This window comes from Clostridium sp. cel8 (assembly GCF_014050525.1).
Lineage (GTDB): Bacteria > Bacillota > Clostridia > Clostridiales > Clostridiaceae > Clostridium_B.
Map to the genome: position 1 here is coordinate 110,433 of NZ_JACGAG010000003.1, position 17,147 is coordinate 127,579.

Here is a 17,147-nt window from a genome sequence, read left to right on the forward strand (position 1 = left end):
ACACTTTAATAAATAGGACTTAATATCTAAAATAAATACTAGATATTAAATCCCACTTACAAATGCAATGAAAATGTATTATCTACTTTTACCAAATCAAAGTATTATACATATCAAACCACCATTACCTTCATTTATTATCTTTTGAAGTGTTTTTTGTATCTTGATCTGCACATCTTCCGGCATTTTGTACAGTTTATTTTGTAGTCCTTCCTTCACAAGTATTTCAAGAGATTTTCCAAACATATTGCTCTGCCATATTTTTGAAGGATCGCTTTCAAACTGTTCCAAAAGCGAGTTTACCATCTCCTCACTTTCCTTTTCAGTTCCCATTATAGGAGATATTTCAGCTTCTATATCCGCCCTTATAAAGTGCAAAGATGGTGCACTTGCTTTTAGCTTTACTCCAAACCTATTCCCTTGTTTTACTATCTTAGGTTCTTCAAGCCTCATTTCAGAAAGTTGAGGAGCCACAAGTCCATATCCTGTTTCCTTTACATCTTTAAGAGCACCTGCTACTTTATCATACTCAACTTTTGCAGCATGCATCTCCGTTATTGCACTTAACAGATCACTTTCTCCATTAAGTTCTCTATCGCATACTTCACTAAGTATTTTATAAAACAAATCCTTTTTAGGTTCTATCTCAATTCTCGATGTTCCTTCACCCATATTTATCTCTTTTATAATTGAATTTCCAATAAAATCAACGTCACTAAATCCATCAATTGATTTTTCTATATCACGCACTTTAAAAATATTTTTGCACATATCTCTTGCTAAATTTATAAAATCAACTTTAAGCCAGTGTGATAAATCCAATTTTTCTATCCACTCAGGTATATCTATATTTATTTCTTTTATAGGAAATTCTTTGAGTATTTTATTAAATAGATCTGTTATATCCTCTTCCTTCATATTGATGACATCTACTATTTGGACTGGGACATCATATTTTTCTTCCATATTTTTTTTAATTTCTATAGTATCCGGATCATAAGGGTGTCTTGAATTTAATACTATTATAAATGGCTTATTTATAGATTTTAGTTCCTGTACAACTCTTGACTCTGCCTCTATATAATCCTCCCTTGGTATATCTGCAATAGATCCATCTGTAGTTACAACAAGTCCTATAGTTGAATGCTCATTTATTACCTTTTTCGTTCCTATTTCTGCAGCTTCTTCAAAAGGTATTTCATAATCATACCATGGGGTAGTAACCATTTTGGCCTCTTCTCCCTCCATATATCCAACAGCTGTCTTTACAATGTATCCAACACAATCTACCATTCTCACTTTAAATTTGGTATTTTCATTTAAGCTTATTTCCACTGCCTCATTTGGTACAAATTTAGGTTCTGTAGTATGAATTGATTTTCCAGATGAACTTTGAGGAAGTTCATCTTTAGCTCTCTGCTTCTTATAGGAATTACTCATATTTGGCAACACCATAATTTCCATGAACTTTTTTATAAAGGTAGACTTACCAGTTCTAACCGGACCTACAACACCTACATATATATCTCCTTGAGTCCTTTCAGATATGTCATTATATATATCAAAATTATCCAAAATATACCCCCTAAAATTCTAATAATAACAATATATATATATTTAACATATGTAGGTATTATTCTTATTATTTATAAATTTATTTTATTTTTATGCAATTCCTAAAAGTGGATCTAAATGTTCTCATCTTTTTTATCCCTTGTCATAAGTTCATGTACAGCCTGCTTTGGATCCTTATTTTCAAAAAGTACTTTATATAGTGAATCAGTTATAGGCATTTGAACTCTAAGTTCATTTTTTAAATTATAAAATGCCCTGCAAGCTCTTATTCCCTCAACTACCATTTTAACTTGTTTTTCTGCCTCTTTTGCAGACTTTCCCTGTCCTATAAGTATTCCAGCTCTTCTATTTCTACTATGTACACTAGTGCATGTAACTATTAAATCCCCAATTCCCGTAAGTCCAAAAAACGTTTCCTTTTTTCCTCCAAGTTTTACACCTATTTTAGTTATTTCACTTATTCCCCTTGTCATAAGTGCAGCTTTTGAATTATCTCCATATCCTATTCCGTCGCATATTCCTGCAGCTAAAGCAATTATGTTCTTTACAGCTCCCCCTATTTCCACTCCTACAATATCTGAGTTTGTGTAAACTCTAAATTCATCTGTCATAAAGAAGTCCTGAACTTTTCTTGCAGTATCCATATTCTTTGAAGATACAACAACTGTTGTTGGAATAAATCTTGAAACTTCTTCTGCATGACTTGGTCCTGAAAGTACCGCAACATCATTTTTAGGAAGTATTTCTTCTATAACTTGAGAAAGTCTTTTTCCCGTATCTTGTTGTATTCCCTTTGCTATATTCACTATTACCTGAGATGGTTCAATCATTTCTCTAATATTTTCACATATAGTTCCAACTACATGTGAAGGAACTGAAATTACAACATAACTTGTATCTTTGACTACATAATCCAAATCACTTGAAGCCTCTACTCCTTCTGGAATAGTAATTTCTTTAAGATATTTCTTATTTTCTCTATCTACATTTATACTTTTAACTACCTCATTGTTTCTGTCCCATAGCTTAACTTTTTTACCCTTTTTAGCCAATATTATAGAAAGAGCTGTTCCAAAACTTCCAGCTCCTAAAAAACACACATCAGCTTTCAATATTATTCCTTCCTTTCTCTAAATTGAAGCTTTATACCTGTTCCCATAAAATCAAAATTTTCTCTTAGCTGATTTTCAAGATATCTTCTATATGAAAAATGAACACAGGAAGAATCATTTACAAAAAATACAAAAGTTGGTGGCTTTACACCAGTTTGAGTAACATAGTAAATCTTCAATCTCTTATTTCCAACTACAGGAGGTTCCTGCATCATTATAGCCTTACTTATTATATCATTTAATATTCCCGTTTTAATTCTCTTATTGTAATTTTCATAGCACTCTTTTACTTTGTCAAGAACCTTTCCAACTCTCTGACCAGTTTTAGCAGATATAAATAAATATGGTGCATAAGGCATAAATGATAAACTTCTGCTTATCTCACCTTTAAACTTTTCCATAGTCTTTGTGTCCTTTTCTATAAGATCCCATTTATTTACTATTACCAATATAGCTTTATTTAATTCGTGTGCATAACCTATTATCTTTTCATCCTGATCACTTATTTCATAAGTAGCATCTAAAAGTAAAATACATACATCTGCTTTCTCTATTGCAGCATAGGTCCTAATTACACTGTATCTTTCAATTTCTTCCTTCACCTTGTTTTTTCTTCGTATTCCAGCAGTATCTATCAATATAAATTTATCATCATCTCTTTCAAAATAGCTGTCTACAGCATCTCTAGTGGTACCTGGAACATCACTTACAATTACCCTATCTTCTCCAAGCAATTTATTTACAAGAGATGATTTTCCAACATTAGGTTTTCCAACAAATGCTATCTTTATGTATTCATCATCTTTAGAATAATCTCCATCTTCATTAAAGTGTTTAACTACCTCATCAAGCATATCCCCAAGTCCAAGTCCCTGTGATGCTGATATTGGAACTGGATTTCCTATTCCCAAGTTATAAAATTCATAGGTATTAGCTTCATATTTAGAGTTATCTATCTTATTTACTACAAGTACTACAGGTTTACCACTTTTTCTTAACATTTGAGCCACTTCATTATCTGCTGCAGTAAGTCCTTCTTTACCATCAACTATAAATATTATTACATTAGCTGTATCTATGGCAACTTGTGCCTGTCTTCTCATCTGTGAAATTATTATATCACTATTTTCAGGCTCAATTCCTCCTGTATCTATTATAGTAAAATTATATTTAAGCCACTCTGCCTCTGCATATACTCTATCTCTTGTAACCCCTGGCGTATCGCCTACAATTGATATTCTCTTTCCCGCTAATTTATTAAATAAAGTAGATTTTCCAACATTAGGTCTTCCTACTATAGCTACTATAGGTTTTCCCATAAAACTCTCCTCCTCATATCATAAATTCGATTTTTTTATTATGATATCTAATAGATCTTCACCAGTATACTTACATATAGATATATTTCTATTTAATTTTTTCTCAAGCATCTCTACTGTCATATCATCTAAAAAAACTCTTCTGTTGTCAAAGCCAATTTCATATCCCTTTCTAAGCATACACTCTGGTATAACTACATTTTGTTTCACTTTACAATCTTTAAGTTGCTCAATTATATCCTGTGCAGTAACGAGCCCTGCAACCGTTATTGTATCTCCAAAGAAATTATTTACTATGCCCTTAACCTCTATATCTATATTGCCATTTAATCTCATTATTCTATCTGCTGCAACTTTTATTTCATTTAAGGCAGCTGTGCCAGTAATAAACGTAAATTCTCCTTTTAATTTGGAAATTTCATTTTGAAACTTTACCAAACTTTTATCAATATTGTCCCTAAATAATCTTATCATTCCAATTCCATCTTCTATCTGGTTAAACTTTCCATAGAACTTTGAATCTGGCACATCTCTATTTGCTATAATGTAAAATTCATCGGACATTCTGACAAATGGATCTCCTACATGTGACATATACTTTTTTTGAAGAATATCTACCCTATCTAATTGCTCTCTTGCCGTTTTTTCATTATACAATTTCAGATTAAAAAGTCCCTTTCTAAATTTAGTAATTCCTAAAGGTACAACTGCTACACTTCTAACCTGAGGATACAACTTAAATAGATCTTCTATAGTATTTGTAACATGTTCATTGTCATTTATTCCTGGGCACAATACTATCTGACAATTCATTTCTATACCGTTTGATGCTAGCTTTTTCAGTATTTCGTACAACTTTCCTGCAAATCTGTTATTAAGCATCTTTATCCTAAGATCAGGATCCGTTGTATGTACCGACACATTTATAGGACTTATTTTATATTTAATTATCCTGTTTATGTCATCTTCAGTCATATTTGTAAGAGTTACAAAATTCCCCTGTAGAAATGCAAGCCTTGAATCATCATCTTTAAAATAAAGTGTATCTCTCATTCCAGAAGGAAGTTGGTCTATAAAACAAAATATACACTTATTATGACAGCTTTTAGGCTTATCAAGCATAAATTCCTTAAATTCTACTCCAAGATCCTCATCATATTCCTTTTCTATTTCAAGATTCCATATTTCCCCATTTGGCTTTTTTATGTCAACTTCTACATAATTATCAGTCATCAAAAATTTATAATCTATAATATCATTAACTTTATTACCATTTATAGAAAGAAGAACATCTCCTGATTCTACACCCATTTCTTCTGCTATACTTCCAGGCTTAACTTGTGATATTTGATTTTTCATTTAAAAAAACTCCCATCTATAATTTTATATAAAAGGGCATTATACCATTAGAATATATCTCAATATTGAAAATTAGTCAAATTTCGCAATAATACTTTTACAATAATAATTGTATAAAAAATTAATTTTTAGATAAAATATATAATAAAAATTAATTAACAAAATATACAACTTACTTTAAATAGTACTATTACTGTATATTTTGCCAATCAATGTGTTATATATACTTATTATTATATTAAACTTAACAAGTGCATAATAAGACTTGCTATAAGTGCACATCCAGGTATGGTAATAATCCAAGTTATAACTATATCTTTTGCTACAGTCCATCTAACTGCAGAAAATCTCTTTGATGCGCCTACTCCCATTATAGCAGTAGTTATTATATGAGTGGTACTTACAGGAGCATCAAACATAGTAGCTGTAAGAATTACACTTGAGGCTCCAAATTCAGCTGCAAATCCACTTACTGGTACTATTCTTGCCATTTTAGATCCCATAGTTTTAATTATTCTTTTACCTCCAAGTCCTGTTCCAACTGCCATTGCAAGTGCACAAGTTATCTTTACCCATATAGGCACAGAAAATTCTTTAATAAAACCTGCACTCATTAGTGTCATAGTTATAATTCCCATAGTTTTTTGTGCATCATTTGCTCCATGGTTCAATGCTAAAAACATAGTAGACACTATTTCACATTTTGAAAATATCTTTGTTACAGTACTAGGTCTTGACTTTGCTAAAAACAAATTCAATATATTCATATAAATAAATCCTATTATAAATCCTATTATAGGTGATAGTATAAGCCATATTATGACTTTCCAAAAAAGATTTGACCAATAAATAATTAGAAATGAACCCTTATATACTACAGCTGCACCAATAAGTCCACCTATAAGGGCATGTGAAGAACTACTTGGTATTCCAAAATACCAAGTTATTAAATTCCAAACTATAGCTCCTAAAAGCGCAGCTATAATTACCTTTTGCGTTATATCATTGGGATGAACTATACCACTTCCTACTGTTTCTGCAACCTTAACACTCATAAATGCCCCTGTAAAATTCAAAGTAGCAGAAATAATTACAGCTTGTTTCATGGATAATACCCTGTTTGATACAGAACATGCTATAGCATTTGCACTATCATGAAATCCATTGATAACATCAAATACTATGGCAATTATGACTATTAAACCAGTTAACATCAAAGTACTACTAAGCATTTTTCATTACTACTCCTTCAACAATGTTCGCTATATCTTCACAAGAATCCAGTGTATCTTCTAAATATTGATATATTTCTCTCCATTTTATAATATCAATAACTTCCATGTCACTTCTGAATATCTTTTTAATAGCTTCCCTTGAGATTGTATCTCCCTGTTCTTCTATACCATTGACCTTTATTATTCTTTCAGAGAGTTTTTTACTTGTTTTCATACCTTTTAATTCTTTCATTATAATTATTATTTCTCTGCATGAATCCAAAATCATATTTGAAAGCCTTCTTGCTTCATCTGTACATGAGCTAACATTCAGCATAACAAACCTGCTAGCAGTGGATTCTATTAAATCAACAATATCATCCATTCCCTTAGCTATACTGTAGATATCCTCCCTATCAAATGGAGTAATGAATGTTTTATTCAACTCTTTTAGTATTTCATGCTGCTTTACATCACCTTCATGCTCGACATCTTTAATTTTTTCCATGTTCTCTTCAGCATTAGAAATATCATCCAAAAAATGAACTAACAAATCAGCCGCTTTATATACTATATTGGCATCATCTATGAAAAGATTGTAAAACTTGTCCTCTTTTGGAGTAAAACTAAACATTATATTCCCTCCTATTTAGTGAAAATGTGCACATCTAACCCAATAAAGTATAACATAAAGTTAAGAATATTAAAATATAAACTTATAATAGTTTAAGCAAAGTATTTTATTTTACAACAATATATTACATCTTTTTACAATTATGTCGCATAAATATCAATATAATTTATAATTCTAAAGTGTTTAAAAGTCTACATTAAAAAACTGCTCTCAAAATATTTTTTGTAAGCAGTCATCTCTATATATTCCTTAATTATTACTTAAAAAAAACACTTTTACATATTTTAATATTAACCCTCAAATACTTTATATAAGCTTTTTAAATATATTTGGATAGTTGGTTATAATACCATCTACTCCAAATTCCATAAGTTTCTTCATATTAGCCTTATCATTAACTGTATATGTGTTTATAGAAATTCCATGCTCTTTAGTATTTTTAATTATATCTCTGTTCATAATTAAAGTGAAAAGTGGATGAATTGCATCAGCCTTCATCTTTTTCGCATATTCCCATGGGTTATAAATTTGAGTCCCATATAGTAGTCCAGTTTTTATACTACTGTCATACTCTTTTACTTTTCTCATTGAATTGTGGTTAAATGATGATAAAATTACATGATCATTCATATTGTACTCATATATCTTATCTATTGTCCTTTTCTCAATACCCTTATAGGTTATAACATTATTTTTCAATTCAATGTTTACAAGTATATTTTTATCCTTAGAATAGTCTAAAAGTTCATCTAAACTTATGATCTTTTGTCCATTTCCAGCATCAAATTTTCTCAGCTCACTATATGTGTAATCTTTTATAAATCCGCTTCCATTAGTGGTTCTATCTATAGTTTCATCATGACAAATAACTATAATATTGTCTTTTGTCATATGAACATCTGTTTCTATTCCACTTGCACCTGTTTCTACTGCTTTTTTAAATGCAAGCATGGTATTTTCAGGATATAGTCCACTAAATCCTCTATGTGCAATATTTAAAGTTTTAACCATATTTAAACCGCCCTTTATTTTTTACTTTTTTGATCTCTTATAATTATATTTTTTAATAGGCGAATTTATACTTTATGCTACTCTTAATTTTTAAATAATAATCAATAAATTATTCATTTAAATCTTTCTGTTCACCTGTAACCAAATATATTGTCCCTTCACATATATTTGTTACTCTATCAGCTACTCTCTCTAGATATTTACACACAAATAAAAACTGTGTCATCTGATTTATTTTACTACTGTCTTTAATCATAATTTCAAGCATCTGTGCAAATAATTTTTTAAAAAGAGCATCTATTTCATTGTCCATATGACATACCCTATATGCAGCTTCAACATCTCTAGCAACATAAGCATCTAATGCGCCTTTTATCATTTTATTTACCATTTCAGACATTTTAGGTATATCTATTAGCTCCTTCTGATACTTTTCATTTTTCACCCTAAGTACCACTTTAGAAATATCAACTGCATGATCTGCCATTCTCTCAAGGTCAGTTACAAGTTTACTTGTTGTAAATATAATCCTTAAATCTATAGCTAAAGGCTGCTCTTTAGCTGTTAACATTATACACTTATTTTCTATCTCTTTTTGAAGATTATCAACTAAATCATCATTTTTTATAGTTTCAGAAGCTAACTTTTCATCATGATTTATTAAAGCTTCTATACATTGGTGAAGTTGTTTTTCAACTATACTACCCATTCTCAAAACATCATTGTGCATCTCATCTAAAGCATAATCAAAACCAGTCCTTGTCATAAATATCACCCTCTCTTTATAATTTACTTTAAGTACAAATACATTTACTATTTATCCAAATCTTCCTGTTATATAATCCTCTGTTCTCTTATCCTTTGGATTATAAAATATAGCTTCAGTTTCTCCACTTTCAACTATTTCACCATTTAGGAAAAAAGCAGTATTATCAGATATTCTTCCTGCCTGTTGCATATTATGGGTTACAATTATTATAGTATATTTCTTTTTAAGTACATCCATAAGTTCTTCTATTTTCAAAGTGGATATAGGATCTAAAGCAGATGTTGGCTCATCCATTAAAAGAACTTCTGGCTCTACTGCAAGAGTTCTTGCTATACAAATTCTCTGTTGCTGACCACCAGACAAACCAAGAGCGCTTCTATTCAATCTATCCTTTACCTCATCCCATATTGCAGAACCTTTTAAACTTTTTTCTACAATTTCATCTAAATCGCTTTTATTTTTTATTCCATGTATTCGTGGTCCATATGCAACATTATCATATATAGACATAGGAAATGGATTAGGACTTTGAAACACCATACCTATTCTCTTTCTAAGATCTATAACATCATAATTTTCATATATATCCTTTCCTTCAAATAATACTTTCCCATCTATTTTTACTGAATCAATCAGATCATTCATTCTGTTTAATGTTCTTAAAAAAGTTGATTTTCCACATCCAGATGGGCCAATAAGTGCTGTAACTGTATTCTTTTCTACATCTAAATTCACTTTTTTAAGTGCTTGAACATTTCCATAGTATAAATCAAGATCTTTAGTTTGAATTATATACATTGATTCCCTCCTTATCTCTTGCCAGTATAGGATTCATATATTTTTTTACCCAATATTCTTGCCAAAATGTTAAATAACAATACCATTACAACTAAAACAGCAGATGATTTATTGGCGATTTCTGCTGCATCTGGCACCATACCTTCTGAATTTAACTTCCATATATAAACAGCTAATGTTTCAGCTGGTCTAAACAAACTAAAAGACGACGCACTATTTGTAAGGCTTATAGTAGTAAAATTTAATTTTGGAGCACTCATTCCTGCTGTATATAAAAGTGCTGCAGCTTCTCCAAATATTCTACCTGATGCAAGTATTATTCCAGTTAAAATTTCTGGTATAGCAGATGGAAGTACTACTTTCCATATAGTCTGCCACCTAGTAGCTCCAAGTCCAAGGCTTGCTTGCTTAACTGGCTTTGCAGCCTCACGTATTGCATTTTCACTAACACGCGTAAGTGCTGGAAGATTAAGCACTGATATAGCCAGTGCACCAGATAAAAGTGTAAATCCCCAATTTGTCATACTAACAAATACAAGTAAACCAAATAAACCTACAACTATAGATGGAAGAGATGCCATAGTTTCTATACACAATCTTATTATATTTAAAAATATTCCCTTTCGAGCATATTCACTTAAATATATTCCAGCACCTACTCCAAATGGAACACTTATTACAAGGGCAACTAATAACATATAAAAAGAGTTAAAAAGTTGAGGCCCTATTCCACCTCCAACTTCTCCAAATTTAGCATTTCCAAATAAAAATGAAGGATGGTAAAACCCTCTACCTTTTATCAATATGTACAATATTAAAGAAGCTAGAAATATTATTATAAATATAGATATTCCATATAAAACTCCAGTCCAAATTTTGTCTTTCATCTTGGCATTCACTATTTAACCTCACTTCTCTTTCCAATCAGTCTTATTATGATAATAAATAGAAATGATATAGTAAGCAGCAACAGTGCAAGTGACCATAGTGCATCATTCCAAGCACTGCCAGACACCGTATTTCCCATATCCATTGTAAGTATACTTGTAAGTGTAGCTGTAGGCTCCATTAACTTGCTTGGAAATCTTATGGAATTTCCAATTACCATTTGAACTGCTAATGCTTCTCCGAATGCCCTTGCAAGTCCAAGTACAATTCCTGTAAGTATTCCATTTTTAGCAGAAGGCAATATAACCTTTGATATAGTCTGCCATCTAGTAGCTCCAAGTCCATAAGAAGCTTCTAAATATCCCTTTGGTACAATTTTAACAGCATCTGCTGATATGCTAGCAATAGTAGGGAGTATCATTATGCTAAGAACCAATATACCTGCAAGCAGACTAAATCCAATTCCTCCAAAGTTAAATTTTAAAAATGGCAAAAGTACACTAAAGCCAACCCAACCATATACAACGGAAGGTATACCCACAAATAATTCCAAGGCAGGTTGAAGTACTTTAAATCCAAACTTTGGAGAAATATAATGCATAAATATAGCAAGCGCTACTCCAATAGGTGCACTTATTAAAACTGCTCCAATAGAAACAAAAGTAGATCCTGCAATAAATACCAATGCTCCAAACTTTGGACTACTGCCATCTGGATTCCAACTAGATGTAAATAAGAATTTTGTTAATGGATATTCATGTTTAAAAAATGTATTTAATCCTTTAGAAGTTATAAATATTATAATAGTAAAGGTAAGGACTATTATTGCAAGTCCACAAAACATTGAAAACAATCTACCTATATATTCATTCTTCAAATTTTTCCACAACGACTTTTTATTCATTTAATCAACCTCAAATTTATTTTATCTTCATGTCACCCATTGGTATATATCCAAGTTTCTTTATTGTATCTTTGTTTTCATCTTCCAATACATAATCTATAAATGCCTTTGAAAGTTCGTTTCCTTCTCCCTTAGTATACATATGTTCATAAGACCAAAATGGATATTTACCATTTTCTATATTCTCATCCGTAGCTTCAACACCATCTATGTTAAGTACCTTAACATCTTTTTTAACCTCATCTGTAAGATATGATAGAGCCAAATAACTTATAGCACCTTCTGTTTCCTTTATTGAATTTTCTACATTTCCATTTGAATCCTGTATTGTACCAAGTCCTTCTTTTTCAGATTTTCCATCCATTACAGTTTTTATAAATGTAGCTCTTGTACCTGATGATTTAGCTCTATTTATCACACTTATAGGCATATCATCTCCGCCTACTTCTTTCCAATTTGTTATCTCTCCTGTAAATATCTTTTGGATTTGTTCTTTTGTTAAGTTGTCAACTTTTACTCCAGAATTAGTTACAACTGCAAATCCTATAACACATACTTTATGATCTACTAACTGTTTTGCATTATCTGCAGATAGTTTTGATTCTGCAGGTACATCAGAATTACCTATATCAGCAGTACCATTTAATGCAAGATTTAATCCTGTACCACTTCCTCCTCCTTGCACATTAATTGTAGTTCCTTCATTTTTTTCCATGAAAGTCTTTCCAAGTTGTTCTACAAGTGGTTGAAGTGCTGTAGAACCAGCTAAAGTTATTGATCCTGACAATTCATTTGATTGACCATTACTCGTTGAAGCATCTCCACTTTTTGTAGAACCACATCCAGCAAATAATCCCACAGTCATAACCATAGCCATCGATACAACAAATGCTTTCAATCTTCCATTTTTCATAGTTATAATAGACCTCCTAAAATTTTTTAATTAGATATAATTACGTTTCACACTACACATAATATATTATTCCAATAAAGTTAAGTTCCTATTACTCTAATGTTAAATAAAATTAACAAAAGTATCTGTAGAAAACACTTGAAAAAAGTTTTAAATTTTGATATAAAAAACGAGGCTGTCGCGTTAGCAAATTTTTTTATGCTAATGCGACAGCCCCAAAGTTTAAATTTATACTTTTATAATATAATCTTTTTTCCTCGGAGCCGCCTCCTGTATTCCTCCATCTTCTGCATAACCAAGTATACAATTTCCAACTCCTACATAATTGTCTGGAAGTCCCCATTTTTTCATAAAAGCCCTTCCCTCTTTAGTATCAAAAGATTCTCGTGCCCTGTATATGTAACATGAACCAACTCCAAGAGCATGGGCTGCATTTAACATATTTCCAATAGCAAGAGCTCCATCTTCAATATATGTTGCCCTATCTTTATTGGTAAAAACTACAACTAACGTTGGAGCACCATAAAACGGATCGGAATCTGTCCCCATAACAGCAGCATTCAGTTTTGAAATCTTATCTATAGTGGCTTTATCCTGTATGGCAACAATTATCGGAGATTGCTTTCCCATACTTGTAGGAGCATAAGTGCCAGCTTCTAAAATTGCATCTAGTTCTTCCTTCTTTATCTGCTGACTTTTATACTTTCTGCAACTTCTTCTTGTCTTCAAATCAATTAAAGTTTCCTTCATAAAAATCCTCTCCTTTAAATTATTTTATAAATCCTTTTTAGAAACAGGAATAAATACTGTAAATTTACTTCCCATACCAACTTTACTATCTATTTTTATAGTACCGTTAAATTCCATTACTATATGTTTTACTATAGCAAGCCCAAGCCCTGTACCTCCCTGTCTTCTTGACCTTGCCTTATCGACCCTGTAGAATCTTTCAAAAAGACGCTCTTGATGTTCTTTTGATATTCCAACTCCATTGTCTTTCACCCATATAATGTGATTTTTACCTTCCAATTTATTACCAACTTCTACAAGTCCACCTTCATTTGAATACTTTACTGCATTATCCACAAGGTTCAATAACATTTGTTTAAATCTATCTTTGTTCCCGCATATGTTAAGAACATCTGAAGCATATGATTTTATTTCTATATTTTTCTTTTTTGCAGTATCTTTCATAAGATAACAAACATTTTCTATAACTTCTTTAATATTTATCCTTTCTCTTTCAAAATTCTTATAATTTTCTATATGAGAAAGTGTTAAAATATCATCTATGAGCCTAGTAAGTCTATCCGCCTCATCATTTATAATATTCAAAAATTTATTTTTATTCTCATCATCATCAACATATTTAAGTGTTTCTGAAAATCCCTTTATAGATGTAAGTGGAGTCTTTAGCTCATGGGAAACATTTGCTACAAATTCAGACCTCATATTTTCAAGCCTTTTTATATCTGTTATGTCCTGCACTACTGCCACTGTTCCAATTTTATTATTGGAATCATTTATTATATCAGCAGTTTTTATCCTAAGATTTCTCTCTCTTGGCCATATTATCTTTATTTCTCTGTGTTCTTTTTTTTCTTCCTTGAATATATCTTCAAGTTCAAAATTTCTTATGCTGTCCATTAAATTATTTCCAATTATATTTTCATTTATTCCAAATATCTTTCTTGCATAAGGATTTATCATTATTATTCTATAATTTATATCTATAGCAATAACACCACTATCCATACTTGTAAGTATAGCTTGAAGTTTATTATTTTGTTCCATAGACTCATTTAAAGTATACTGAAGTTTTTCTCCCATATTATTAAATGTTTTTGCAAGTTTCCCAATTTCATCATCTCTGTTAATTTTAACTCTTCTATTTAAATCTCCATTTGCTATAGCTGCAGTTATCTCTTGAAGTTTCTTAACCGGTTTAACCATGTAATTTGACAATCTTATTGCAAAAAACATAGATATTATTATAGACATTATCATTATAAATACATAATATTTGAAATATTGGATTTCTATGCCCTCTATTCTATTCATAGTCATTGCAGTTCTAACTATATGTCCATCTTTTGTAGCAATTGCAAAATATAGAGTCCTTTTTTTAGTAGTATCACTTAATCTTATATTATATCCTGTTCCATACTTTCTGGCATCTATTACTTCTTTTCTTCCATTATGATTTTCAAGTTTTTTACCATATTCTTCAGAATCGCTTATAACATTTCCATCTTTATCTATATAAGTTCCTCTAAGATTTGTATTTTTAAAATAGTCCTTAAAAATTTCAGCTTTATTTTTACCATTATATGTTTCCATAGAATTTATTATAATTCTATCATTTGTTTCTAATGTATGCTTTATGTTTTCTATATACTGATGATTCTCAATAAATACAAATAAAACCGTCATAATTGTTAAGCTAAAAATCAGTACACTAAGCATGGATTTAATCAATTGTTTTTTCATAAAATCACCATTATTTTTCGGCATTAAATCTATATCCTATTCCTCGAATAGTTTCAATATACTTTGGTTTCTTATCATCTTCTTCAATTTTTTGTCTTAAGTGCCTTATATGAACATCTACTGTTCTTGTTTCCCCAACATATTCATATCCCCATACTCTATCAAGCAAAAAATCTCTTGTAACAACTCTTCCAGCATTTTCTACAAGTATACGCAGTAATTCAAACTCCTTTAATGTGAGATCAATTTTTTTATCTGATTTAAATATTTCATGTTTATCAAAATCTATACTCAACTTACCAAATTTAAAATATTTATCTACGATATCTATATTGCTTCTTCTAAGTATTGCTTTTACCCTTGCTACAAGTTCTCTTACAGAAAATGGCTTTGTAATATAATCATCTGCACCAAGTTCAAGTCCAAGAACTTTGTCAAATTCCTCTCCTTTTGCAGTTATCATCATAATTGGAATATAAGATATTGAACTATCTTTTCTAATCTCTTTACACACATCATATCCATCTATTCCAGGAAGCATTAAATCAAGCAATATTAAATCAGGCCTCTCATGTTTCGCCTTATTCAGAGCATCAAGTCCATCAGTAGATATTATTGTATCATAACCACTTTTTTCAAGATTAAATTTAATTAATTCACATATATGTTCTTCGTCGTCAACTATTAGAACTTTTTCTTTAGACATAACTACCTCCAAAACATTTTTATACCTATTTGAAATAGATAAATGAGAACATTCTGCCACAATTTTTATTCTTCCTATAAGAATACATCTCATACTTTGTTTCGCATGCTGTACAAATATCTAAATATTTTATATTTTTCTCTTGAATTCCCTCATAACTTAGTTGATACATGAGACATTTTTTAAGATCCAAATTATTTCCATGGAATATTTCTTTATCTTTATAAAAATCAGATTCTCTAAATTTATCTATTACTTCTTTTCCCACTTCATAGCAACAAACCTGTATATGTGGTCCTATACATACCAATATATCGTCTGCCAAACTTCCATATTCTAGCTTCATCTTTTCAATTGCCTTTGATAGAACTCTACTTAAAGTTCCCTTCCATCCACTGTGCACAGCACAAATTACAGAATTTTCTTTATCATATAGAAGTATTGGTACACAATCTGCATTAAATACCCCTACTGCACAAGCCTCATCTTTTGTAATAATTCCATCTGCATTTTCTACTTTATTTTTATAATCTATAACCTTATTTCCATGAACTTGGTTTAAATAACCAACATCTTTTAGATTAAACCACTTCTTTAAATTTTGAATATTATTTATTCCAAAGTCTTTTGCCTTATTAAAGTCAAGTCCATTTTTTGCAGTTGAAAATACTGCTTTTGCACCATCCATATCTACTATAATAAATTCATAACCTTCTATATTAACAATATTCATATATATCCTCCAATAACATAATAATCAATACTATAAAATATATTTTAACATTGTTTATATATAAATTGAACTTTGAATCTATAATTTAAACTTATTAACATAAATTTAACATAAATACAGAAAAACAGATGGCAGATAGCGCCTATAACGCCATCTGTCATCTATTTTTGCGAAATAAGATTCTTTATCTCCTTCATAAACGTATTTATATCTTTAAATTGTCTATAAACAGATGCAAATCTCACATATGAAACTTCATCAATATCTTTAAGTTTTTCCATAACCATTTCACCTATATCGGAAGAACTTATTTCTGTTATCATTCTGTTATTTATGTCCTTTTCAATATTTTCCACTATGCTTTCAAGTTGTTGTCTTGACACAGGCCTTTTCTGACAGGCTTTTATAAGGCCATTTAATATCTTATTTCTATCAAAATACTCTCTATCCATGTTTTTCTTTATCACAAGTATTGGAATATCTTCAACTTTCTCATAAGTTGTATATCTCTTCTTACACCTAAGACATTCTCTTCGTCTTCTTGTAGCTCTATTGTCCTCAGTAGATCTAGAATCCACAACTTTACTTTCTTCATAGCCACAATAAGGGCATTTCATCTTATTTCACGTCCTTTTCATATCTTATATTTTGTATATATTATACACTTCTTTTAGTAACTTTGCATTAGTTCATATTTATTTAAAATACAAGATATAATAAAA

The 17,147-nt window shown here is 30.4% G+C and carries 17 protein-coding genes; all 17 read right to left on the reverse strand.

Annotation, left to right across the window (positions count from 1 at the left end; all coding sequences use genetic code 11):
* Positions 1-96 precede the first annotated feature (96 nt).
* Positions 97-1,575, reverse strand: coding sequence for a stage IV sporulation protein A (gene spoIVA / locus H2684_RS04255; protein ID WP_182088159.1), 1,479 nt, complete (start codon positions 1,573-1,575; stop codon positions 97-99).
* Positions 1,576-1,688: 113 nt separating this feature from the next.
* A complete protein-coding gene (locus H2684_RS04260; protein ID WP_182088160.1) occupies positions 1,689-2,687 on the reverse strand; it encodes an NAD(P)H-dependent glycerol-3-phosphate dehydrogenase in 999 nt (332 codons plus the stop codon).
* Between the two features lie 2 nt (positions 2,688-2,689).
* Positions 2,690-4,006 (reverse strand): ribosome biogenesis GTPase Der, encoded by a 1,317-nt coding sequence (gene der / locus H2684_RS04265; RefSeq protein WP_182088161.1) that lies wholly within the window; start codon positions 4,004-4,006, stop codon positions 2,690-2,692.
* An 18-nt stretch (positions 4,007-4,024) separates the two neighbouring features.
* Positions 4,025-5,365 (reverse strand): DUF512 domain-containing protein, encoded by a 1,341-nt coding sequence (locus tag H2684_RS04270; protein ID WP_182088162.1) that lies wholly within the window; start codon positions 5,363-5,365, stop codon positions 4,025-4,027.
* A 233-nt stretch (positions 5,366-5,598) separates the two neighbouring features.
* Positions 5,599-6,597, reverse strand: a complete 999-nt coding sequence (locus H2684_RS04275; RefSeq protein WP_182088163.1) for an inorganic phosphate transporter — start codon at positions 6,595-6,597, stop codon at positions 5,599-5,601.
* A complete protein-coding gene (locus H2684_RS04280) occupies positions 6,590-7,213 on the reverse strand; it encodes a DUF47 domain-containing protein (protein WP_182088164.1) in 624 nt (207 codons plus the stop codon). Before H2684_RS04280 ends, H2684_RS04275 begins: the two co-directional genes overlap by 8 nt.
* Before the next feature lie 306 nt (positions 7,214-7,519).
* Positions 7,520-8,224, reverse strand: coding sequence for a glycerophosphodiester phosphodiesterase (locus H2684_RS04285; RefSeq protein ID WP_182088165.1), 705 nt, complete (start codon positions 8,222-8,224; stop codon positions 7,520-7,522).
* 109 nt (positions 8,225-8,333) lie between these two features.
* On the reverse strand, positions 8,334-8,990 hold the full coding sequence (gene phoU / locus H2684_RS04290) for a phosphate signaling complex protein PhoU (RefSeq protein WP_182088166.1): 657 nt from the start codon (positions 8,988-8,990) through the stop codon (positions 8,334-8,336).
* 51 nt (positions 8,991-9,041) lie between these two features.
* Positions 9,042-9,791, reverse strand: coding sequence for a phosphate ABC transporter ATP-binding protein PstB (gene pstB, locus H2684_RS04295; protein ID WP_182088167.1), 750 nt, complete (start codon positions 9,789-9,791; stop codon positions 9,042-9,044).
* 11 nt (positions 9,792-9,802) lie between these two features.
* Positions 9,803-10,690: a phosphate ABC transporter permease PstA gene (pstA, locus tag H2684_RS04300; protein ID WP_182088168.1), complete on the reverse strand. Its 888-nt coding sequence runs from the start codon at positions 10,688-10,690 to the stop codon at positions 9,803-9,805.
* Positions 10,690-11,583, reverse strand: a complete 894-nt coding sequence (pstC, locus tag H2684_RS04305; protein WP_182088169.1) for a phosphate ABC transporter permease subunit PstC — start codon at positions 11,581-11,583, stop codon at positions 10,690-10,692. The genes pstA and pstC overlap by 1 nt, the downstream gene beginning before the upstream one ends.
* 16 nt (positions 11,584-11,599) lie before the next feature.
* Positions 11,600-12,496: a phosphate ABC transporter substrate-binding protein gene (locus H2684_RS04310; protein ID WP_182088170.1), complete on the reverse strand. Its 897-nt coding sequence runs from the start codon at positions 12,494-12,496 to the stop codon at positions 11,600-11,602.
* A gap of 228 nt (positions 12,497-12,724) precedes the next feature.
* A complete protein-coding gene (locus H2684_RS04315) occupies positions 12,725-13,246 on the reverse strand; it encodes a nitroreductase (RefSeq protein WP_182088171.1) in 522 nt (173 codons plus the stop codon).
* 24 nt (positions 13,247-13,270) lie between these two features.
* A complete protein-coding gene (locus H2684_RS04320) occupies positions 13,271-14,986 on the reverse strand; it encodes a HAMP domain-containing sensor histidine kinase (protein WP_182088316.1) in 1,716 nt (571 codons plus the stop codon).
* A gap of 10 nt (positions 14,987-14,996) precedes the next feature.
* Positions 14,997-15,692 carry a response regulator transcription factor gene (locus H2684_RS04325; protein WP_182088172.1) on the reverse strand — a complete coding sequence of 232 codons (696 nt, stop codon included), beginning with the start codon at positions 15,690-15,692 and terminating at the stop codon, positions 14,997-14,999.
* 25 nt (positions 15,693-15,717) lie between these two features.
* Positions 15,718-16,425 carry a peptidoglycan editing factor PgeF gene (pgeF, locus tag H2684_RS04330; protein WP_182088173.1) on the reverse strand — a complete coding sequence of 236 codons (708 nt, stop codon included), beginning with the start codon at positions 16,423-16,425 and terminating at the stop codon, positions 15,718-15,720.
* Positions 16,426-16,586: 161 nt separating this feature from the next.
* The gene (gene nrdR, locus H2684_RS04335; RefSeq protein ID WP_182088174.1) at positions 16,587-17,042 is read right to left on the reverse strand and encodes a transcriptional regulator NrdR; all 456 of its coding nucleotides are present in this window, start codon (positions 17,040-17,042) and stop codon (positions 16,587-16,589) included.
* Positions 17,043-17,147 lie beyond the last annotated feature (105 nt).